Here is a 16,322-nt window from a genome sequence, read left to right as displayed (position 1 = left end):
GCACCTGTTGGGCAGGCCGCCACCGGCGCGCCGCGAGCGGGGTCGGCCCGCCCGGCCAGCGGTTACTTCAGCTCGACCAGCCGCGCCAGGTACGTCGTGTCGCCGACGTTGGTCAGCATGTGCACGGCGCCCGGGTCCCGGTAGACCACCCCACCGGTCGGCTCGTCGGCGTCGATCGTGGTCCCGTCGAGCTGCGTGTCGGTCATCGGGTGCCGTCCAGCCGGGGGAGCACCTCGGCTGCGATGAGCTCCAGGTGGTCGAGGTCCGCGACGTCGATCAGCCGCAGGTGCACCCGGGTGGCGCCGATCGCGGCGAACTCCCCGATCCGGTCGACGAGCTGCGCGGGCGAGCCGACCACCGGGTCCTCCGGCGGCAGCGCGCTCTTGACGTGCAGCGGGGCGGCCCGGCGCTGCGCCTCGGCGTCGGTACGGCCGATCGCGACCACGATCCCGGCGGAGAGCGTCAGCGGGCCGCGCCCGGACTCGGCCCGGCCGACCCGGTCGCAGGCCTCCCGCACCCGGTCGTACGCCTCGGCGGTCTCCTCGACGGTCTTGAACGGCATGTTGAACTCGTCGGCGTACCGGGCGGCGAGTTCGGGGGTGCGCTTCGGGCCGCGCCCGCCGACGATGACCGGCGGGCCGGGCACCTGCACCGGCTTCGGCAGGGCCGGGGCGTCGACCAGCCGGTAGTGGTCGCCGGTGAAGCTGTACGTCTCGCCCGGCGGGGTCCGCCACAGCCCGGTGATGACCTCCAGCTGCTCGGCCAGCCGGTCGAAGCGCTCGCCGACCCGGGGGAACGGGATGCCGTACGAGGTGTGCTCCCGCTCGTACCAGCCGGCGCCGATGCCCAGCTCGACCCGGCCGCCGCTCATCTGGTCGACCTGGGCCACCATCACCGCCAGCGGGCCGGGCAGCCGGAAGGTCGCCGAGGTGACCAGGGTGCCGAGCCGGATCCGGGTGGTCTCCCGGGCCAGCGCGGCCAGGGTCAGCCAGGCGTCGGTCGGGCCGGGCAGCCCCGGCTCGTCGCCCATCGCCTGGTAGTGGTCGGCGCGGAGGAAGCCCTCGAAGCCGCCGTCCTCGGCCAGCCGGGCGAAGCGGAGCTGGTCGTCGTAGGTGGCGCCCCGGTGCGGCTCCGTGAAGACGGAAACCCGCATGCTCATCGTCCCTCCGCGCCGGCCGGCGCCGGCAGGTCCCGTTCCATGAGGAGTTCGTGCAGGTCGGCGCTGACCCGGGCGACGTCCGCCAGGTGCGCGTTGCGGCCGAGGGTGCGCGGTCGGGGGATGTCCACGTCGACCACCTTGCGGATCCGGCCGGGCCGGGGGCTGAGTACGACCACCCGGTCGGCCAGCAGCACCGCCTCGTCGATCGAGTGGGTGACGAAGACGACGGTGGCCCCGGACGTCATGTGCACGCGTTGCAGCTCTCCGGAGAGTTCCTCGCGGGTGAGCGCGTCGAGCGCGGAGAACGGCTCGTCCATCAGCATCACCCGGGGCTCGCCGATCAGCGACCGGCACAGCGACACCCGCTGTTGCATGCCACCGGAGAGCTCGTGCGGCAGCCGCTTCTCGAAGCCGCCCAGCCCGGCGAGGTCCAGCAGCTCCCGGGCACGGTCGCGGTGCTTGGCCCGCTTCCAGCCGAACATCTCGACGGGGAGCAGGACGTTGTCCAGCACCGTGCGCCAGGGGAGCAGGGCCGGCCGCTGGAACAGCATGGCGATGTCGCGGCGGGGCTTGGTGATCGGCGTGCCGGCCACGGTGATCTCGCCGTCGGACACCGGCAGGAGGCCGGCGACCAGGCGCAGCAGTGTGGACTTGCCGCACCCGGAGCGGCCGAGGACCGCCACGAACTCGCCCTCGGCGACGTGCAGGTCGATGCCGCGCAGCGCCTCCACCCGGCCACCGCGGCCGTCGAAGGTGCGGGACACCCCGGACAGGCGGATCATCTCCGGCGGCCTCCCTGATTCGACGATCAGCAGTCGCGGCACAGGGTAGCCGGCCTGCCTCCGTGTCGCACCGTCCGGGGTGGATCACCTGACCAACCGCGGTGGATGACGGCGAGCCGTCACAGGTGGACACGAGTTGTGTCCGTACCGCAACCCGATACGGCTGGCACCGCAAAGGTTGTTTTCTCGTACGCTGTGCCCGCGATGGATCCCCTCACGACGGTGGAGCCGGCAACCCCTCCGCCGGCCCGCCAGACAACCCCCACCGGGCGGCGGCGAGCCGTACCGGTCGGAAAGGACATGGTGCACTGATGAGAAGGCTGACCCGTACGGTCGCCACAGCCGCGCTGGCCACCGCCCTCGCCCTGGTCTCCGCGTGCAGCGGCTCGGACTCCGGCGACGACGCCAAGGGCGGCAACGGCAGGGCGCTGGAGAAGGTGACCTACCTCACCTCGTTCGGCAACTTCGGCCGTGACTCCTACGCCTGGGTGGCGAAGGAGAAGGGCTTCTTCAAGGAGGCCGGGTTCGACGTCGAGATCAAGCCGGGGCAGGGCACCGGCATGGTGATCCAGACGATCGTCGGCGGGCAGGCCCACTTCGGCCCGATCGACCTCACCGGTGGGCTGCTCCAGTTCGGCAACGGCCAGGCCAAGGACTTCGTCGCGGTCGCCGCCATCCAGCAGCGCACCATGGCCGCCATCGCGACCGTCGAGGGCAAGGGCATCGCGTCGCCGAAGGACCTGGAGGGCAAGAAGCTCGCCGACACCCCCACCTCCGTCGTCCGCAACCTCTTCCCGACGTACGCCCGGATGGCCGGCGTGGACGCGAGCAAGGTCACCTGGGTCAACGGCGACGCGCAGACCCTGATGGGCACGCTCGCCTCCGGCGCGGTGGACGGCATCGGCCAGTTCGTCGTCGGCCAGCCGACCATCGAGACGGTGACCAAGAAGAAGGCCGTCCTGCTGCCCTACAGCAACGTGATGCAGGACCTCTACGGCAACGTGCTGATCACCTCCTCGAAGATCGCCAAAGAGAAGCCGGAGATGGTCAAGCGATTCACCGCGGCCCTGATGAAGGGCCTGGAGTACTCGCTGGCCAACCCGCAGGAGGCGGGCAACATTCTGAAGAAGAACGTCGACGCCGCCAACCCGGCCTCCGCCGCCGCCGAGCTGCAGCTGATGGCCGGCTACGTGCGGTCCAGCAACTCCGGCACCCAGCTCGGCACCCTGGACAGCGGCCGGGTGGCCAAGAGCATCGCGATCCTGCAGGGCGCCGGCCAGCTCAAGCAGAACATCACCCCCGACCAGATCATCGACTTCAGCCTCGCGCCGAAGGCCTGACCGACGCCGACCGTGCCGCGGGGGTGCGACCCACCGGGATGACCGGAGGGCGCACCCCCGCCGCGTGCCGGCCCCGGCCGGCAGGAGAGGAGGACCCGTGACGGAGACGACAGGTACCCGGTCCGGCCCCACCGAGGCGGGGCGCGAGTCCGCCGTCCCGGCCCCGGCGAGCGCGCCCGGGGTGGCGACGCCCACCACGCCGCCGGTTTCGGCGGCTGCCCGCCGGTCCGGCGTACGCCCGGCGGCCGTCGGTCTGCCGCTGCTCGGCGCGGTGATCGCGCTGATCGTCTGGTGGCTGGTCACGTCGGTGCTGGAGCTGGTGCACCCGGCGTCCCTGCCGCCGCCGCAGGCGGTGTGGAATTCGTTGACCGCGTCGGCCGACGTGCTGCTGCCGGCGCTGGGGGTGACCACCCTGCTGACGCTGGTCGGCTTCCTGCTCTCGGCGGTCGCCGGGGTGCTGATCGGGATGGCCCTGGCCGCGTCCCGCCGCGTCGAGCGGATGTTCGCGCCGCTGCTGGTGGCGGTCAACGCGGTGCCGAAGATCGCCCTCGGCCCGCTGCTGGTGGTCTCGGTCGGCTGGGGGGAGAAGCCCATCCTGACCATGGTGTTCCTGCTGTGCTTCTTCCCGATCGTGCTCTCCACCGCGACGGGTCTCACCACCACCCCGGCGGACCTGGCCGAGCTGGCCAGGTCGCTGAACGCGTCGTGGTGGCAGGCGTTCCGCAAGGTGCGCTTCCCGGCCGCGCTGCCGCAGGTCTTCGTCGGCCTCAAGGTGGCGATGCCGCTGGCGGCGATCGGCGCGGTGATCGGCGAGTTCTACTCGGACAAGCCGGGGCTTGGCTACCAGATCCTGCAGTACAACGGCATCGGCGACACCGCGACCGCCTGGGCGGCGATCGTGCTGATCGCGCTGATGAGCATCCTGCTCTACAGCGCCCTCTCCCTGGTCGAGCGGCTCGCGCTGCCCTGGGTCCGGGCCACCACGTCGGCCCGGTGACCGTCGTCAACGGGTGACCGGTGACCCGCGTCGACCGATGGCCCGCGTCGACGGATGGCCCGCTGGACAGCCAAGGTGTGGCCCGCCGTACCCGGCGCAGGGATCAAGCCTGACCGCCCGGAGCCGGGTACGGCGGGCCACACCGCCCAACCACCCTCACCCCGCGAGGCGCCACCGGCCGTTGCGGGCGACCAGGGTGGTCAGGGCCTGGGGCATCAGGCCGGAGTGGTTGTCCGGCGTCATCCGGATCGGGCCGGACAGGCCGTCCATCTGCGACGTCTCCAGCACGTCGCGGATGCCGTCGCGGTCGACCCGGCCGGGCTCGCCGCCGGCGCGCAGTTCGGCGTCGGCGATGAGCTGCACGGCGTCGGCCGCGAACGAGGACGAGCCGTTGTAGCCGCCGAACCGGGCGGTGTAGTCCTGGAACCACTGCCGGCGGGCCGCCTTCGCCGGGGTGGTGGCGATGACGTCGTCGATCACCATGGTCTGGGTGAAGACCATGGTCGCCCGCTCGGTCGCCCGGGCGGCGGCCCCGAGGAAGAGGTCGCCGGCGGCCGCCGCGTCGAAAAAGAGTGATCCCTTGAACTTGGCCTGCTGGGCCGCGGTGGCGGCCAGCGCCGCCTGCTCCGGCGGGGTCCACACCACCAGTGCGTCCGGCTCGTCCTCGGTCAGCGCCTTGACCTGCTCGCCGACCTCGGTGTCGGTGGTCTTGACCGACTCCGCACGCGGTGGCTTGATGCCGCTCTTCGCGAACTCGCTGCGCAGCGCGGCCAGACCCTCGCGGCCGTAGTCGTCGTCGCTGTGCAGCACGCCGGCCGTCTTGACGCCGTTGCGTCGCATCTCGACGGCGAGGGCGGCGGCGCTGTCGGCCGCGTTCGGGGCGAGCTTGAACACGTACCGCCGGTCGGCGATCGGGCTGGCCACCGCGCCGGACGAGGCGAGCGCAATGGTGGGAATTCGCTTCTCGTTGATGGCCCGGACGGCGCCGACCGCGCAATCGTTGCAGCCGCCCATGATGATCGCGCTGACTTGGGAATCGGCGCTGAAGTCACCGATGTTGCGCAGCGACTCGGCCGCATCCGACCGGTTGTCCTTCACCTTGAGTTCGATCCTCCGGCCGTTCAGCGCGCCCGAGGAGTTAAGTTGCTCGATCTTCAGTTCCAGCGCCCGCTGGTACGTCTTGCCGACGGTCGCCGCCGCGCCGGAGAGTTCGAGGTCCGCCGCGATGACGATGGGACTGGTGTCCTGCTCGTCCGCGCCGAACTGGCAGCCGGTGAGCGTGGTGGCCAGCACGGCCGATGCGAGCGCCGCGGCGGTCGCGGAGCGGATGGTGCTCAACTCAGTCCTCCAGATGCGGCCCGGGCGCTGCCCGGTCACCGCCGGTTGTTTCCGTCCTCAGTGGAGAAACGGTATCGGTCTGCCGTACGGTGTGCGCGAAGCCTGCAAAACCTTGCCAACGCCGGGCCCTGTGGTCAAGCGCGGGCGTCGGAGGCGTTTCGGGACGCGTATCCCACATGGTGGGGCTGCGAGAAGTCTGCCAGCGCTTACTAATCCGACATGGCTGACCACCCTGGAGTTACATGCCCTGTTCACGGGCGTGGAGAATTGAAGGTATTAGTTGACCGGATCACGGGATGCGTGCCCTCCGACCGTTTCCTTCCCCACTGCGACTTCCCAAACAGGATCGCTTCTGATGAAATCGCGGCCGTGCCGCGTGTGGCGCAGTCCGCTGCACCGGGCGCGAGTCGGCGGGGCAGGCGTGGAAGAAACGACGGAGGCGATGTCGTGAGCACCGGACCGACGACCCTGCCCGACGGCGGCGAGAGGGAGCAGGCGAAGCGCCGGCGCATGCCCCGGCTGCGCGACGCGCGGATCCGCTCCAAGCTCGCGCTGATCCTGGTGGTGCCGGTCGCCGCGGTGATCGCGCTGGCCGCCGTCCGGCTCATCTCCGTCGGTGAGGGCGCCTACGACGCGACCCGGGCCCGGTCCCTGACCGCGCTCTCCATCGACATTTCCGCGATGACCCAGGACCTGCACGCCGAGCGGATGGCGGCGTCCGCCTTCCTGGCCGCGCCGCAGCAGAAGGCCGACACCTACAACCTGCGGGTGCGCAGCACCGACGAGCGGATCAACGCCTACCGGGCGGAGCGCGGGCGGATCGGCGACGTCCCGGCAGCCGTCGGGGACCGGCTGGCGACCATCGACGAGCACCTGGAGACGCTGGCCGCCACCCGGCAGAAGGTGCTGGACCGCCAGCAGATGGCGGTCGCCGAGGCGGCGCTGCGCTACGGGGTCATCATCACCGACCTGGTCGCGTACGGCGACGGGCTCGCCCAGCTGCCCGGCGAGGAGCAGCTCGCCGACGCCCGGCGTGCGGTCGCCGCGTTCGCCCGCGCCAAGGCGGCCGTCGCCGAGGAGCAGTCGGTCGCCTTCACCGCGCTGAGCGCCGGCGCGCTCGACGAGGAGCAGTTCTCCTCCTTCGTCGCCACCCTGACCAGCCAGCAGGAGGCGCTGCTCGCCTTCTCCCTGGCCGCCGACCCGACCCAGCGCGCACTCGTCGACGGCACCGTCTCCGGCGACGCGGTCACCCTCGCCGACCGGGTCGCGGCCGACATCACCCGCTCGGTCGGGCAGCGCCCGCTGGTGACCGCCCAGGACGCCACCGCCGCCTTCGGCGCGGTCAACGACCTCATGCGGTGGGCCGAGATCCGGCTCCAGGACCGGCTTCTCGACCAGGCCGACCAGGCCCTCTCGGACGTCATCCGGCAGGCCGTCGTCGAGTCGGTGCTGGTGCTGCTCACGCTCGCCATCGCGGTCAGCCTCGCCGTGGTGCTGGCCCGCTCGCTCAACCGCTCGCTGCGCCGGCTGCGGGAGGGTGCCCTCTCGGTGGCCAACCACGACCTGCCGGACGCGGTGAAGCGGCTCCAGAACGTCGGCAATGTCGGCGACGGCGGCGTCGACGAGATCGTCCGGGAGGTGCGCGACCCGATCCGGCTCGACAGCCGCGACGAGGTCGGGCAGGTGGCGCTCGCCTTCAACGTCGTGCACCGCGAGGCGGTCCGCGTGGCCGCCGAGCAGGCCGCGCTGCGTACCAGCGTCTCGGCGATGTTCCTCAACCTGGCCCGGCGCAGTCAGACCCTGGTCGACCGGATGATCGGCGAGCTGGACGCGATCGAGCGCGGCGAGGAGGACCCGAAGCGGCTGGCGCAGCTCTTCGAGCTGGACCACCTCGCCACCCGGATGCGCCGCAACGACGAGAACCTGCTCGTCCTGGCCGGCGCCGACTCGGCCGTGCCGCGCCGCGACGACGCCCTCCTGGTGGACGTGCTGCGCGCCGCGCAGTCCGAGGTCGAGCTCTACAACCGGATCGAGTTCGGCACCGTCGACACCGACATCTCGGTGGCCGCGCACGCGGTCAACGACGTGGTCCGGCTGGTCGCCGAGCTGCTCGACAACGCCACCCGCTTCTCGCCGCCGACGACGACCGTGGTCGCCGACGGCCGGCGCATCCGGGACTACGTGCTGATCCAGGTGGAGGACCGGGGCCTCGGCCTGACCGACGAGCAGCTGGACTCGCTGAACCGCCGGCTGGCGGCCCCGCCGAGCGTCGACGTCGCGGCGTTCCGGCTGATGGGTCTGGCCGTGGTCAGTCGGCTCGCCTCCCGCTACGGCATCCGGGTGGAGCTGCGCCGCAACGTGGAGGGCGGCACCGTCGCCCAGGTGACGCTCCCCGCCGCGACGGTGGTGCTGCCGCAGCTTCCCAGCCGCGACCAGCAGATCACCCGGCCCCGGCAGCCGCTCGCCGTCGAGCAGACGCCGCTCACCCCCGTCGGTCTCGGCGAGCCGCTCGCCGGAACGGGACGTACCGCCACCCTCACCGACCAGTGGCGGTCCGCGCCGGCACCGTGGCAGGCGCCCGAGCAGGCGCGGGACGCCGCGTCCCCGGTGCAGGCCGGCGGCCTGACCGGGACGCCGTCGTCGGCCCCTCCGGCGACGCCGGCCCAGCCGACCTTCACCGGCGGCGGGGTCTCGGTCGGCACGCCGACCGTCGCCTACCCTGCCGTCGAGCCGCTGCCCAAGCGTGTCCCCGCGGCGGAGGCCGCCGCGCCGGCCGCGCCGGTGCTGCCGGCCGGCCCGGTCGCCGGCCAGCCGGCCGCCACCCCGCTGCCGGCCGGTCCCGCCGCGGCGGGCGGATTCGGAGCGGGTGCGGGCCGTGGCCTCGGGGCCAACCTGGCTGCCACCGCCCCGGCCGCACCGGTCACCCCGGCCGCGCCGATCACCCCGCGCGCCGAGCTGCCGGCCGAGGCGCCCATCTTCCGCGAGATGGAGGCGGTGTGGTTCCGTTCGCACGGCAACGACGCCACCGCCATCTTCACCCGCCCGGACTTCAGCCAGCCGCCGCAGGCCCAGCCGTCCGCCGGCCAGCCGGCTGCGGCCCAGCCGACGACGGGCGAGTCACGCCCGCCACGGCTGCCCACGCGTACGCCGGGCAGCACGGCCACCCCGCCGCCCGCGCAGCCGCCGCCGCCGTCGTACACCCCGCCGGCCCCGGCCCCGGCCCCGGCACGGCCCGTGACGCTGGACGCGCCCCCCGCGCCGCCGGCCACGACGCCGGCTGCGGACCCGCCGCCGGCGGCGCCCGCGACGGACGCGGACGCCTGGCGGACGGCGGCCGACGAGGGCTGGTCCCGGGCCAGCCGGGCCGCGGAGCCGGCCGCCGCCGGCACCACCCGCTCCGGGCTGCCCAAGCGGGTGCCGCAGGCGCAGCTCGTGCCCGGCGGGATCGAGCCCCAGGGCGGCCGCGACCGCAGCCGGCGCACCCCCGACGAAGTACGGGGCCTGTTGTCGGCCTACCACCGCGGCGTGCAGCGCGGCCGGGCGGCCGGAACGGACCAGAACAGCACCTCGACCAAGGAGACGAGTCGATGAACAGGCCAGCGGCCATGCAGGACATGAGTTGGTTGCTCACCAACTTCGCCGACAGCGTGGCGGGCATCGCCCACGTGGTGGCGGTGTCCGCCGACGGGCTGCTGCTCGCCTCCTCGCGGGACCTGCCCGCGGACCGGGCGGACCAGCTCGCGGCGATCACCTCGGGCGTGGTCAGCCTGACCGAGGGCGCCGCCCGGATGTTCAGCGCCGGCGGTGTGCTGCAGACGGTCATCGAGATGGACAGCGGCTACCTCTTCCTGATGTCGATCAGCGACGGTTCGTCGATGGCGGTGCTGGCGGCCCGCAGCTGCGACGTCGGGCAGGTGGGTTACGAGATGGCGCTCCTGGTCGAGCGGGTCGGCGCGGCGCTGGTGCCGCTGCCCCGGGACGCCGTGCGGTCGTAGCCGGGTCGCGACGCGGGCTCCGCGTCGGCGAGGGATGAGGAGACCGGTGCCAGAAGGGCCCGGCCGGGAAGGGGAGGTGATCGCGGATGGACCAACGGCGCGCGGACCCGCGCGGCGCGCTGGTACGGCCGTACGCCGTCACCCGCGGTCGGACCGAGGCGCAGATGGACATCGCCCTGGAGGCGGTCCTGTCGGCCACCCCCACCCAGGTCGCGGAGTCCCGCTTCGCGGGGCACGACAAGCACCGCATCGCCACCGTCTGCGAGGGGCGGGCGCAGTCGCTGGCCGAGATCGCCGCGTACACCCGGATGCCGCTGGGCGTCACCCGGGTGCTGGTCGCCGACATGGTGGCCGAGAGCCTGCTGACGCTACACACTGCCGCTCCCGCCGAGGGGTTCGAGGAGCGGATGGAAATCCTTGGAAGGGTGCTAAGTGGACTTCGCAGGCTATGACCCCGCCGGGGCCCGCCAGAGCCGGGGAATCATCTCCGCGAAGATCGTGGTCGCGGGCGGCTTCGGCGTGGGCAAGACGACCCTGGTCGGCGCGATCTCGGAGATCACCCCACTGAGAACCGAGGCGGTGATGACCGCGGCCGGGGTCGGCATCGACGACCCGTCCAAGGTGCCGGGAAAGCAGACCACCACGGTCGCCATGGACTTCGGCCGGATCACCATGGCCGAGGACCTGATCCTGTACCTCTTCGGCACGCCCGGCCAGACCCGGTTCTGGTTCATGTGGGACGAGATCATCAAGGGCGCGGTGGGCGCGGCCGTCCTCGTGGACACCCGCCGGATCACCGACGCCTTCGCGCCGCTGGACTACTTCGAGAACCGCCGGCTGCCGTACGTGGTGGCGTTGAACCGGTTCGACGGCGCGCCGCAGTACGAGCTGGAGGAGGTCCGGGAGGCGCTGGCCATCTCGCCGGACGTGCCGCTGGTGTTGACCGACGCCCGGCACCGGGAGTCGGTCAAGCAGGTGCTGGTGACCGTCGTGGAGCACGCCATGATCCGCCTCCAGTCCGAGCACGGCCGCGGCTTCCCGGCTCCGGTCGGCTGAGAACGGCCACGGCTGGGCGGTGCCCGTGGCCGCCCCGGTGCGGGCGGCAGGGGCCACCCTGCCGGGTCAGTCGACCCGGAGCCGGTAGCCGCGCTTGACGACGGTCTGCACCACCCGGGGCGCCCGCAGCCCGGCGCGCAGCCGGGCGACCGCCATCTCCACCGCGTGCTCGTCGGCGCCGCGCGGCAGCGTCCGCAGCAGCGCGGTCCGGGACAGCACCCGGCCGGGGGAGTGGGCCAGCGCCCGGAGCACGGCCATCGGCGCCGGGGCCAGCGGACGCAGCTCGCCGTCGACCAGGGCGGCGTGTCCGCGCAGGGTGAGCAGGTGGCCGGCCGCCTTCAGGGTGACCGTGCGGCGCGGCAACTCGTCCACGATGGTCCGGACCAGGGCGCCCAGCCGCGCCCGGGACGGCGCGCTGACCGGCACCCCGCGCCGCAGCAGCGGCTCCGCGGTGACCGCCCCCACGCAACTGGCCAGCACGTCGCGCCGGAACGCGTCCAGCACCGCGTCGCCGCGGTCCCCGGCGGCGCGCAGCAGCGCCTCCGCCGCCGGGGCCGAGGTGAAGGTGACGGCGTCGACCAGCCGGCCGGCGACCAGGTCGATCAGGCGGTGCAGCGGGGCCGGGTCGGTCGGTGCCGCCCACCGGTAGACCGGCACCTCGATCACGGTGGCCCCGGCCGCCTCCAGCGCCATCGTGCACTCCGGCTGCCGCTCGCCGTGCAGCTGCATGGCGATCACCTGCCCGGCGACGCCGCGCCGGCACAGGTGGTCGACCACCTCGTCGCAACTCTCCGATTCCGGTGACCACTGGTCGTGCAGGCCGGCGGCGCGGATCGCCCCGCGCGCCTTGGGGCCCCGGGCCACCACGTAGGCGCCGGCGAGGACGCCGCGCAGCGGCTCGGCCAGCCCCCAGCCCTCGGCGGCCTCCAGCCAGCCGCGCATCCCGATGCCGGTGTTGGCCATCAGGATGTCGGGTGGCCGGTCCAGGCAGGCCCGGGTGGCCTCGCGCAGGTCGGTGTCGTCGGCCAGCGGCACGATCCGCAGGGCCGGGGCGATCACCACCCGGGCGCCCCGCCGCTGGAGCAGCGCGGCGAGTTCGTCCCGCCGGCGGTCGGCGGTCACCCCGATGGTGAAGCCGGCCAGTTCGTCGCGCATTCACCCCTCCTGTCGCAGCCGCACCTCGACCAGCCCGTTCCGGCAGCGCACCTCGTGCCGGGGCACGGCGACCCCGGGCAGGTCCAGACAGACCCCGGTGCGCAGGTCGTACGCCTGCTTGTGCAGCGGCGAGGCGACCGTCGGCACCCCGCCCCGGCTGCCGACGATGCCCCTCGACAGCACGTACGCCCGGCCGACCGGGTCGAGGTTGTCGAGGGCGAACAGCCCGTCGGCGGTGCGGAAGAGGGCCACCTGCACGCCGTCGACCAGCGCCGCGACGCCCCGCTCGGGCTCCAGCCGGTCGAGCGGGCAGACGGGCGTCCAGGCGCGCGTCGCGGCGGCCGGGACCGTGGCGGTCGTCGGCATCGCGGCGGTCGTCGTGGTCATCGCCGTACCTCCGGCAGTCCGGTCGTGGTGGTGGTCATGGCCGCACCTCCGGCATCCCGAGCGCGACCGGCGGCCGGCCCTCGGCCCCGGGCACGCGGTTCGCCGGGACCGGCTGGCCGCGTTCGAGCGCGAAGGTGATCGACGGGTCGGGCACCCCGGGGGCGTTGACGAAGGAGGCGAACCGGCGCAGCCGGGCCGGGTCCTCCAGCACGTCCCGCCACTCGTCGGAGTACGACTCGACGTGCCGGGCCATCGCGGCGTCGAGTTCGGCGCACAGGCCGAGCGAGTCGTCCACGACGACGGCGCGCAGGTGGTCGAGGCCGCCGTCCATCGCCTCGATCCAGACGGCGGTGCGTTGCAGCCGGTCGGCGGTACGGATGTAGTACATCAGGAATCTGTCGATCAGCAGGATCAGCGCTTCCGTGGACAGATCAGTGGCGAAGAGGTCGGCGTGCCGGGGCCGGAAGCCGCCGTTGCCGCCGACGTAGAGATTCCAGCCGGTGTCGGTGGCGATGATGCCGAAGTCCTTGCTGCGGGCCTCGGCGCACTCGCGGGCGCAGCCCGACACCGCCGACTTGATCTTGTGCGGGGCGCGCAGCCCCCGGTAGCGCAGCTCCAGGGCGATGGCCAGCCCGACCGAGTCCTGCACCCCGTACCGGCACCAGGTCTCGCCGACGCAGGACTTCACCGTGCGCAGCGCCTTGCCGTACGCGTGGCCGGACTCGAAGCCGGCGTCGACCAGGCGGCGCCAGATCTGCGGAAGCTGCTCGACCCGAGCCCCGAACAGGTCGATCCGCTGTCCTCCGGTGATCTTCGTGTAGAGCCGGAAGTCGCGGGCCACCTCGCCGATCACGATCAGCTTCTCCGGGGTGATCTCCCCGCCGGGGATCCGGGGCACCACCGAGTAGCTGCCGTCCCGTTGCAGGTTGGCCAGGAAGTGGTCGTTGGTGTCCTGCAACGACGCCCGCTCCCCGTCGAGCACGTGCCCGGTGCCGAGGGAGGCGAGGATGGAGGCCACCACCGGCTTGCAGATGTCGCAGCCGCGCCCCCGACCGTGCTCGGCGATGAGCTGGGAGTACGTCCGGATGCCACGCACCCGGACGATGTCGAACAGCTCCTGCCGGCTGGCGTCGAAGTGCTCGCAGAGCGCGGTGGACTGCCGCACCCCGGCCGCGTCGAGGAGCTGTTTGAGCATCGGCACGCAGGAGCCGCAACTGGTGCCCGCCCGGGTGCACGCCTTCAGCGCCGGCACGTCCGCGCAGCCGCCGGCGATCGCGTCGTCGACGTCGGCGCGGGTCACCGCGTTGCAGGAGCAGACCTGGGCGGCGGCCGGCAGCGCCCCGGCCCCCGCGCCCGCCGCGCCGGAGGGGGCGAGCAGCGCCAGTGGGGGCGCGGGCAGCGGCCCGCCGACGCTGGCCCGCAGCGTCGGGTAGGCGCTCGCATCACCGACCAGCACCCCGCCGAGCAGGGTCTTCGCATCGTCGGAGAGGACCAGTTTGGCGTACACCCGGGTGGCCGGGTCGGTGAACGTGACGTCGAGGCAGCCCTCGGTGACGCCGTGCGCGTCGCCGAACGAGGCCACGTCCACGCCGAGCAGCTTCAGCTTCGTGGCGGTGTCCGCGCCCGGGAAGGTGGCCGCCCCGCCGACCAGCCGGTCGGCGACCACCTCGGCCATCGCGTAGCCGGGGGCGACCAGGCCGTGGCAGGTGCCGTCGACCGCCGCGCACTCGCCGACCGCCCAGACCCGCTCGTCGGCCGTCCGGCACGCGCCGTCGACCAGCACCCCGCCGCGCGGGCCGAGCGCCAGCCCGGCGGCCCGGGCCAGCTCGCCGCGGGGCCGGATGCCGGCCGCCACCACCACCAGTTCGGCGTCGACCACCGTGCCGTCGGCCAGCTCCAGCCCGGCGGCGGTGCCGTCCGGGCCGGGCCGGATCGCGGTGGTGGCGACGCCCAGGTGGGTGGTCACGCCCAGCTCGTCGACGTACCGGCGGAGCATCGCGCCACCGGCCGGGTCCACCTGCACCGGCATCAGCCGCGGCGCGAACTCCACCACGCTGGTGGCCAGCCCCAGCAGCCGCAGCGCGTTCGCCGCCTCCAGCCCGAGCAGCCCGCCGCCGATCACCGCCCCGGTGCGCCGGCCGCGCGCGTGTTCCCGGATGGCCGCCAGGTCGTCCAGCGTGCGGTAGACGAAGACCCCGGGCAGGGTCGCCCCGGCCACCGGCGGTACGAAGGCGGACGAGCCGGTGGCCAGCACCAGGGCGTCGTACGGGTGCTCGCCGGCCGCCGTGCGCACCACCCGCCGCGCCCGGTCGACCGCCGTCGCCGGCTCGCCCAGGCGCAGTTCCACCCCGTCGTCGGGGGTGTGCAGGTTCAGCTCCTCGGCGCCCACACCGTCGAAGAACGCCGAGAGCCGCACCCGGTCGTACGCCGGACGGCTCTCCTCGGCGAGCACGGTGATCCGCCACCGCCGCTCGGGGTCGCGGGCACGCAGCGCGTCGACGAAGCGCTGCCCGACCATGCCGTTGCCGACGACGACCAGCCTGCCGGCATGCGGCACGGTCGCACCGGGCCTGCTGATTCGCCCGCTTCGATCGCTCATGACGGCACTCCGCTTCGCTGCGTGCCGTCATGAGGCACCGTCGCACCGGGCCTGCTGATTCGCTCGCTCATTGCGCCACCTCCACCGAATCCACCTCGGACAGCCAGTCGACGATGCCGGCGACCGCGTCCCGGCAGCCGCCGCATCCGGTGCCGGCCCGGGTCGCGGCGACCACGGCGTCGACCGTCCGGGCCCCGGAACGCCAGCAGTCCACCAGCGCCCCCTTGCTGACGTTGTTGCACTGGCAGACGGTCGCCGCGTCCGGCATCAGGGCCGGGGACGCGGCGGGCGCCGCCGGGGCCGCGCCGAAGGCCCGGCCGAGCAGCAGCGAGCGCCGGTCGGCCGGCACCGGCTGACCGCGGTCGAAGAGCTGGACGACAGTGCCGACCGCCGGGTTGTCGCCGAGCAGGATCGCGGCGGTCAGCCGCTCGTCGCGGATGCGCAGCCGGGCGTACGTGCCCCGGGCCGGGTCGGCGAAGGTCAGCTCCTCGCCGGCCCCGCCGTCGGCCGGGTCGCCCATGGCGGCGAGGTCGATGCCGGCCGCCTTCAGTCGGGTCACCACCGGGCGGGGGCGGTAGCGGACCAGCGGGTCCTCGCCCGTGAGCACCTGCGCCACCACCCTGGCCTGCGCCCAGGCCGGGGCGACCAGCCCGGTGAGGACGCCGTCGTGCTGGGCGCAGTCGCCGATCGCCGAGATCCGCCGGTCGCTCGTGCGCAGCCGGTCGTCGACCAGCACGCCGCGATCCACGGCCAGCCCGGCCGCGGCGGCGAGGGCGATGTCGGGGCGTACCCCGCAGGAGAGGACCAGCAGGTCGGCGGTGAGCGACCGGCCGTCGGCCAGGTCGAGGCGGACCCCGTCGTCGTCCGCGGCCACCCGGGTGGCCGACACGGCCAGGTAGGTGGTCACCCCGAGGCCCGCGAGCGTGCCGGCCAGCACGGCGGCGCCGGCCGGGTCGAGCTGCCGTTCCATCAGGTACGGCACCGGGTGCACCACCCCGACGTCGAGGCCCCGGGCGGCGAGCCCGCGGGCAGCCTCCAGCCCGAGCAGCCCGCCGCCGAGCACCAGGGCGCTGCGCGCGCCCTCGGCGACGGCGAGGATCCGCCGGCAGTCGTCCAGCGTGCGGAACGGGACCACCCGCGCCGGCAGGTCGGGCCCGTCCAGGCCGGACAGCGAGGGCACCACGGCCCGGCTGCCCGTGGCGAGCACCAGATGGTCGTACGCGATGCGGTCGCCGTCGTCGGTGCGGACCGCGCCGGCGGCCGGGTCGATCGCGGTGACGGTCACCCCGGTACGCAGGTCGACGCCCTGCCCGGCGGCCTCGGCCAGTTCCACGTCCGCCTCGCCGATCTTGCCGGCCAGCAGCGTGGAGAGCATGATCCGGTTGTACGCCCGGTGCGGCTCGGCCCCGAGCACGGTGACCTTCCGCTCCCCGCCCCGGGCGTGCAGCTCGGCGGCCAGCCGGGCGCCGGCCATCCCGTTGCCGACGATCACGACCCGCTCGGTCATGGTTCGT

General features: G+C 73.9%; 13 protein-coding genes and 1 pseudogene. 6 read left to right on the top strand and 8 right to left on the bottom strand.

Going from position 1 to position 16,322, the window contains the following annotated elements; translation table 11 throughout:
- Positions 1–62: 62 nt before the first annotated feature.
- From ACZ6Q9_RS06155 to ACZ6Q9_RS06145, 3 genes and pseudogenes are all read right to left on the bottom strand, one after another.
- Positions 63–191: pseudogene (locus ACZ6Q9_RS06155) on the bottom strand (cupin); the annotation flags it as partial.
- 11 nt (positions 192–202) lie between these two features.
- Complete coding sequence (locus ACZ6Q9_RS06150; protein ID WP_393261705.1) at positions 203–1,153, bottom strand: LLM class F420-dependent oxidoreductase; 951 nt, start codon at positions 1,151–1,153, stop codon at positions 203–205.
- Positions 1,154–1,155: 2 nt separating this feature from the next.
- The gene (locus ACZ6Q9_RS06145) at positions 1,156–1,941 is read right to left on the bottom strand and encodes an ABC transporter ATP-binding protein (protein ID WP_393261630.1); all 786 of its coding nucleotides are present in this window, start codon (positions 1,939–1,941) and stop codon (positions 1,156–1,158) included.
- 311 nt (positions 1,942–2,252) lie between these two features.
- Between ACZ6Q9_RS06145 and ACZ6Q9_RS06140 the strand changes: the two genes are divergently transcribed.
- Positions 2,253–3,281: an ABC transporter substrate-binding protein gene (locus ACZ6Q9_RS06140; RefSeq protein ID WP_396828005.1), complete on the top strand. Its 1,029-nt coding sequence runs from the start codon at positions 2,253–2,255 to the stop codon at positions 3,279–3,281.
- A 97-nt stretch (positions 3,282–3,378) separates the two neighbouring features.
- The gene (locus ACZ6Q9_RS06135) at positions 3,379–4,278 is read left to right on the top strand and encodes an ABC transporter permease (RefSeq protein WP_393450513.1); all 900 of its coding nucleotides are present in this window, start codon (positions 3,379–3,381) and stop codon (positions 4,276–4,278) included.
- 156 nt (positions 4,279–4,434) lie between these two features.
- Here the strand turns inward: ACZ6Q9_RS06135 and ACZ6Q9_RS06130 are convergent, their stop codons facing one another.
- Positions 4,435–5,616 (bottom strand): ABC transporter substrate-binding protein, encoded by a 1,182-nt coding sequence (locus ACZ6Q9_RS06130; RefSeq protein ID WP_393261622.1) that lies wholly within the window; start codon positions 5,614–5,616, stop codon positions 4,435–4,437.
- 447 nt (positions 5,617–6,063) lie between these two features.
- On the opposite strand from ACZ6Q9_RS06130, the gene ACZ6Q9_RS06125 reads away from it, so the two are divergent.
- The 4 genes from ACZ6Q9_RS06125 (at position 6,064) to ACZ6Q9_RS06110 (ending at position 10,667) form a co-directional block, all read left to right on the top strand.
- Positions 6,064–9,207, top strand: a complete 3,144-nt coding sequence (locus tag ACZ6Q9_RS06125; protein WP_393261620.1) for a sensor histidine kinase — start codon at positions 6,064–6,066, stop codon at positions 9,205–9,207.
- Positions 9,204–9,611 carry a roadblock/LC7 domain-containing protein gene (locus tag ACZ6Q9_RS06120; protein WP_067359650.1) on the top strand — a complete coding sequence of 136 codons (408 nt, stop codon included), beginning with the start codon at positions 9,204–9,206 and terminating at the stop codon, positions 9,609–9,611. The genes ACZ6Q9_RS06125 and ACZ6Q9_RS06120 overlap by 4 nt, the downstream gene beginning before the upstream one ends.
- Before the next feature lie 86 nt (positions 9,612–9,697).
- A complete protein-coding gene (locus tag ACZ6Q9_RS06115) occupies positions 9,698–10,063 on the top strand; it encodes a DUF742 domain-containing protein (RefSeq protein ID WP_350704113.1) in 366 nt (121 codons plus the stop codon).
- Positions 10,044–10,667 (top strand): GTP-binding protein, encoded by a 624-nt coding sequence (locus ACZ6Q9_RS06110; protein WP_357455296.1) that lies wholly within the window; start codon positions 10,044–10,046, stop codon positions 10,665–10,667. Before ACZ6Q9_RS06115 ends, ACZ6Q9_RS06110 begins: the two co-directional genes overlap by 20 nt.
- Positions 10,668–10,733: 66 nt before the next feature.
- Here ACZ6Q9_RS06110 and ACZ6Q9_RS06105 read toward each other — a convergent pair whose 3' ends face one another.
- The 4 genes from ACZ6Q9_RS06105 to ACZ6Q9_RS06090 all read right to left on the bottom strand — a co-directional run bounded on the left by ACZ6Q9_RS06105 (position 10,734) and on the right by ACZ6Q9_RS06090 (position 16,315).
- Complete coding sequence (locus tag ACZ6Q9_RS06105; RefSeq protein WP_396828001.1) at positions 10,734–11,822, bottom strand: uroporphyrinogen-III synthase; 1,089 nt, start codon at positions 11,820–11,822, stop codon at positions 10,734–10,736.
- A complete protein-coding gene (nirD, locus tag ACZ6Q9_RS06100) occupies positions 11,823–12,188 on the bottom strand; it encodes a nitrite reductase small subunit NirD (RefSeq protein WP_357703346.1) in 366 nt (121 codons plus the stop codon). It lies immediately after the preceding gene.
- A 55-nt stretch (positions 12,189–12,243) separates the two neighbouring features.
- Positions 12,244–14,808 (bottom strand): nitrite reductase large subunit NirB, encoded by a 2,565-nt coding sequence (gene nirB / locus ACZ6Q9_RS06095; protein WP_396827999.1) that lies wholly within the window; start codon positions 14,806–14,808, stop codon positions 12,244–12,246.
- 67 nt (positions 14,809–14,875) lie between these two features.
- The gene (locus tag ACZ6Q9_RS06090; RefSeq protein WP_396827997.1) at positions 14,876–16,315 is read right to left on the bottom strand and encodes an FAD-dependent oxidoreductase; all 1,440 of its coding nucleotides are present in this window, start codon (positions 16,313–16,315) and stop codon (positions 14,876–14,878) included.
- Positions 16,316–16,322: the final 7 nt, after the last annotated feature.

This window comes from Micromonospora sp. NPDC049139, assembly GCF_055586845.1.
The sequence above is the reverse complement of the archived record's forward strand: the minus strand, read 5'-3'. Positions and strand labels throughout refer to the sequence as shown.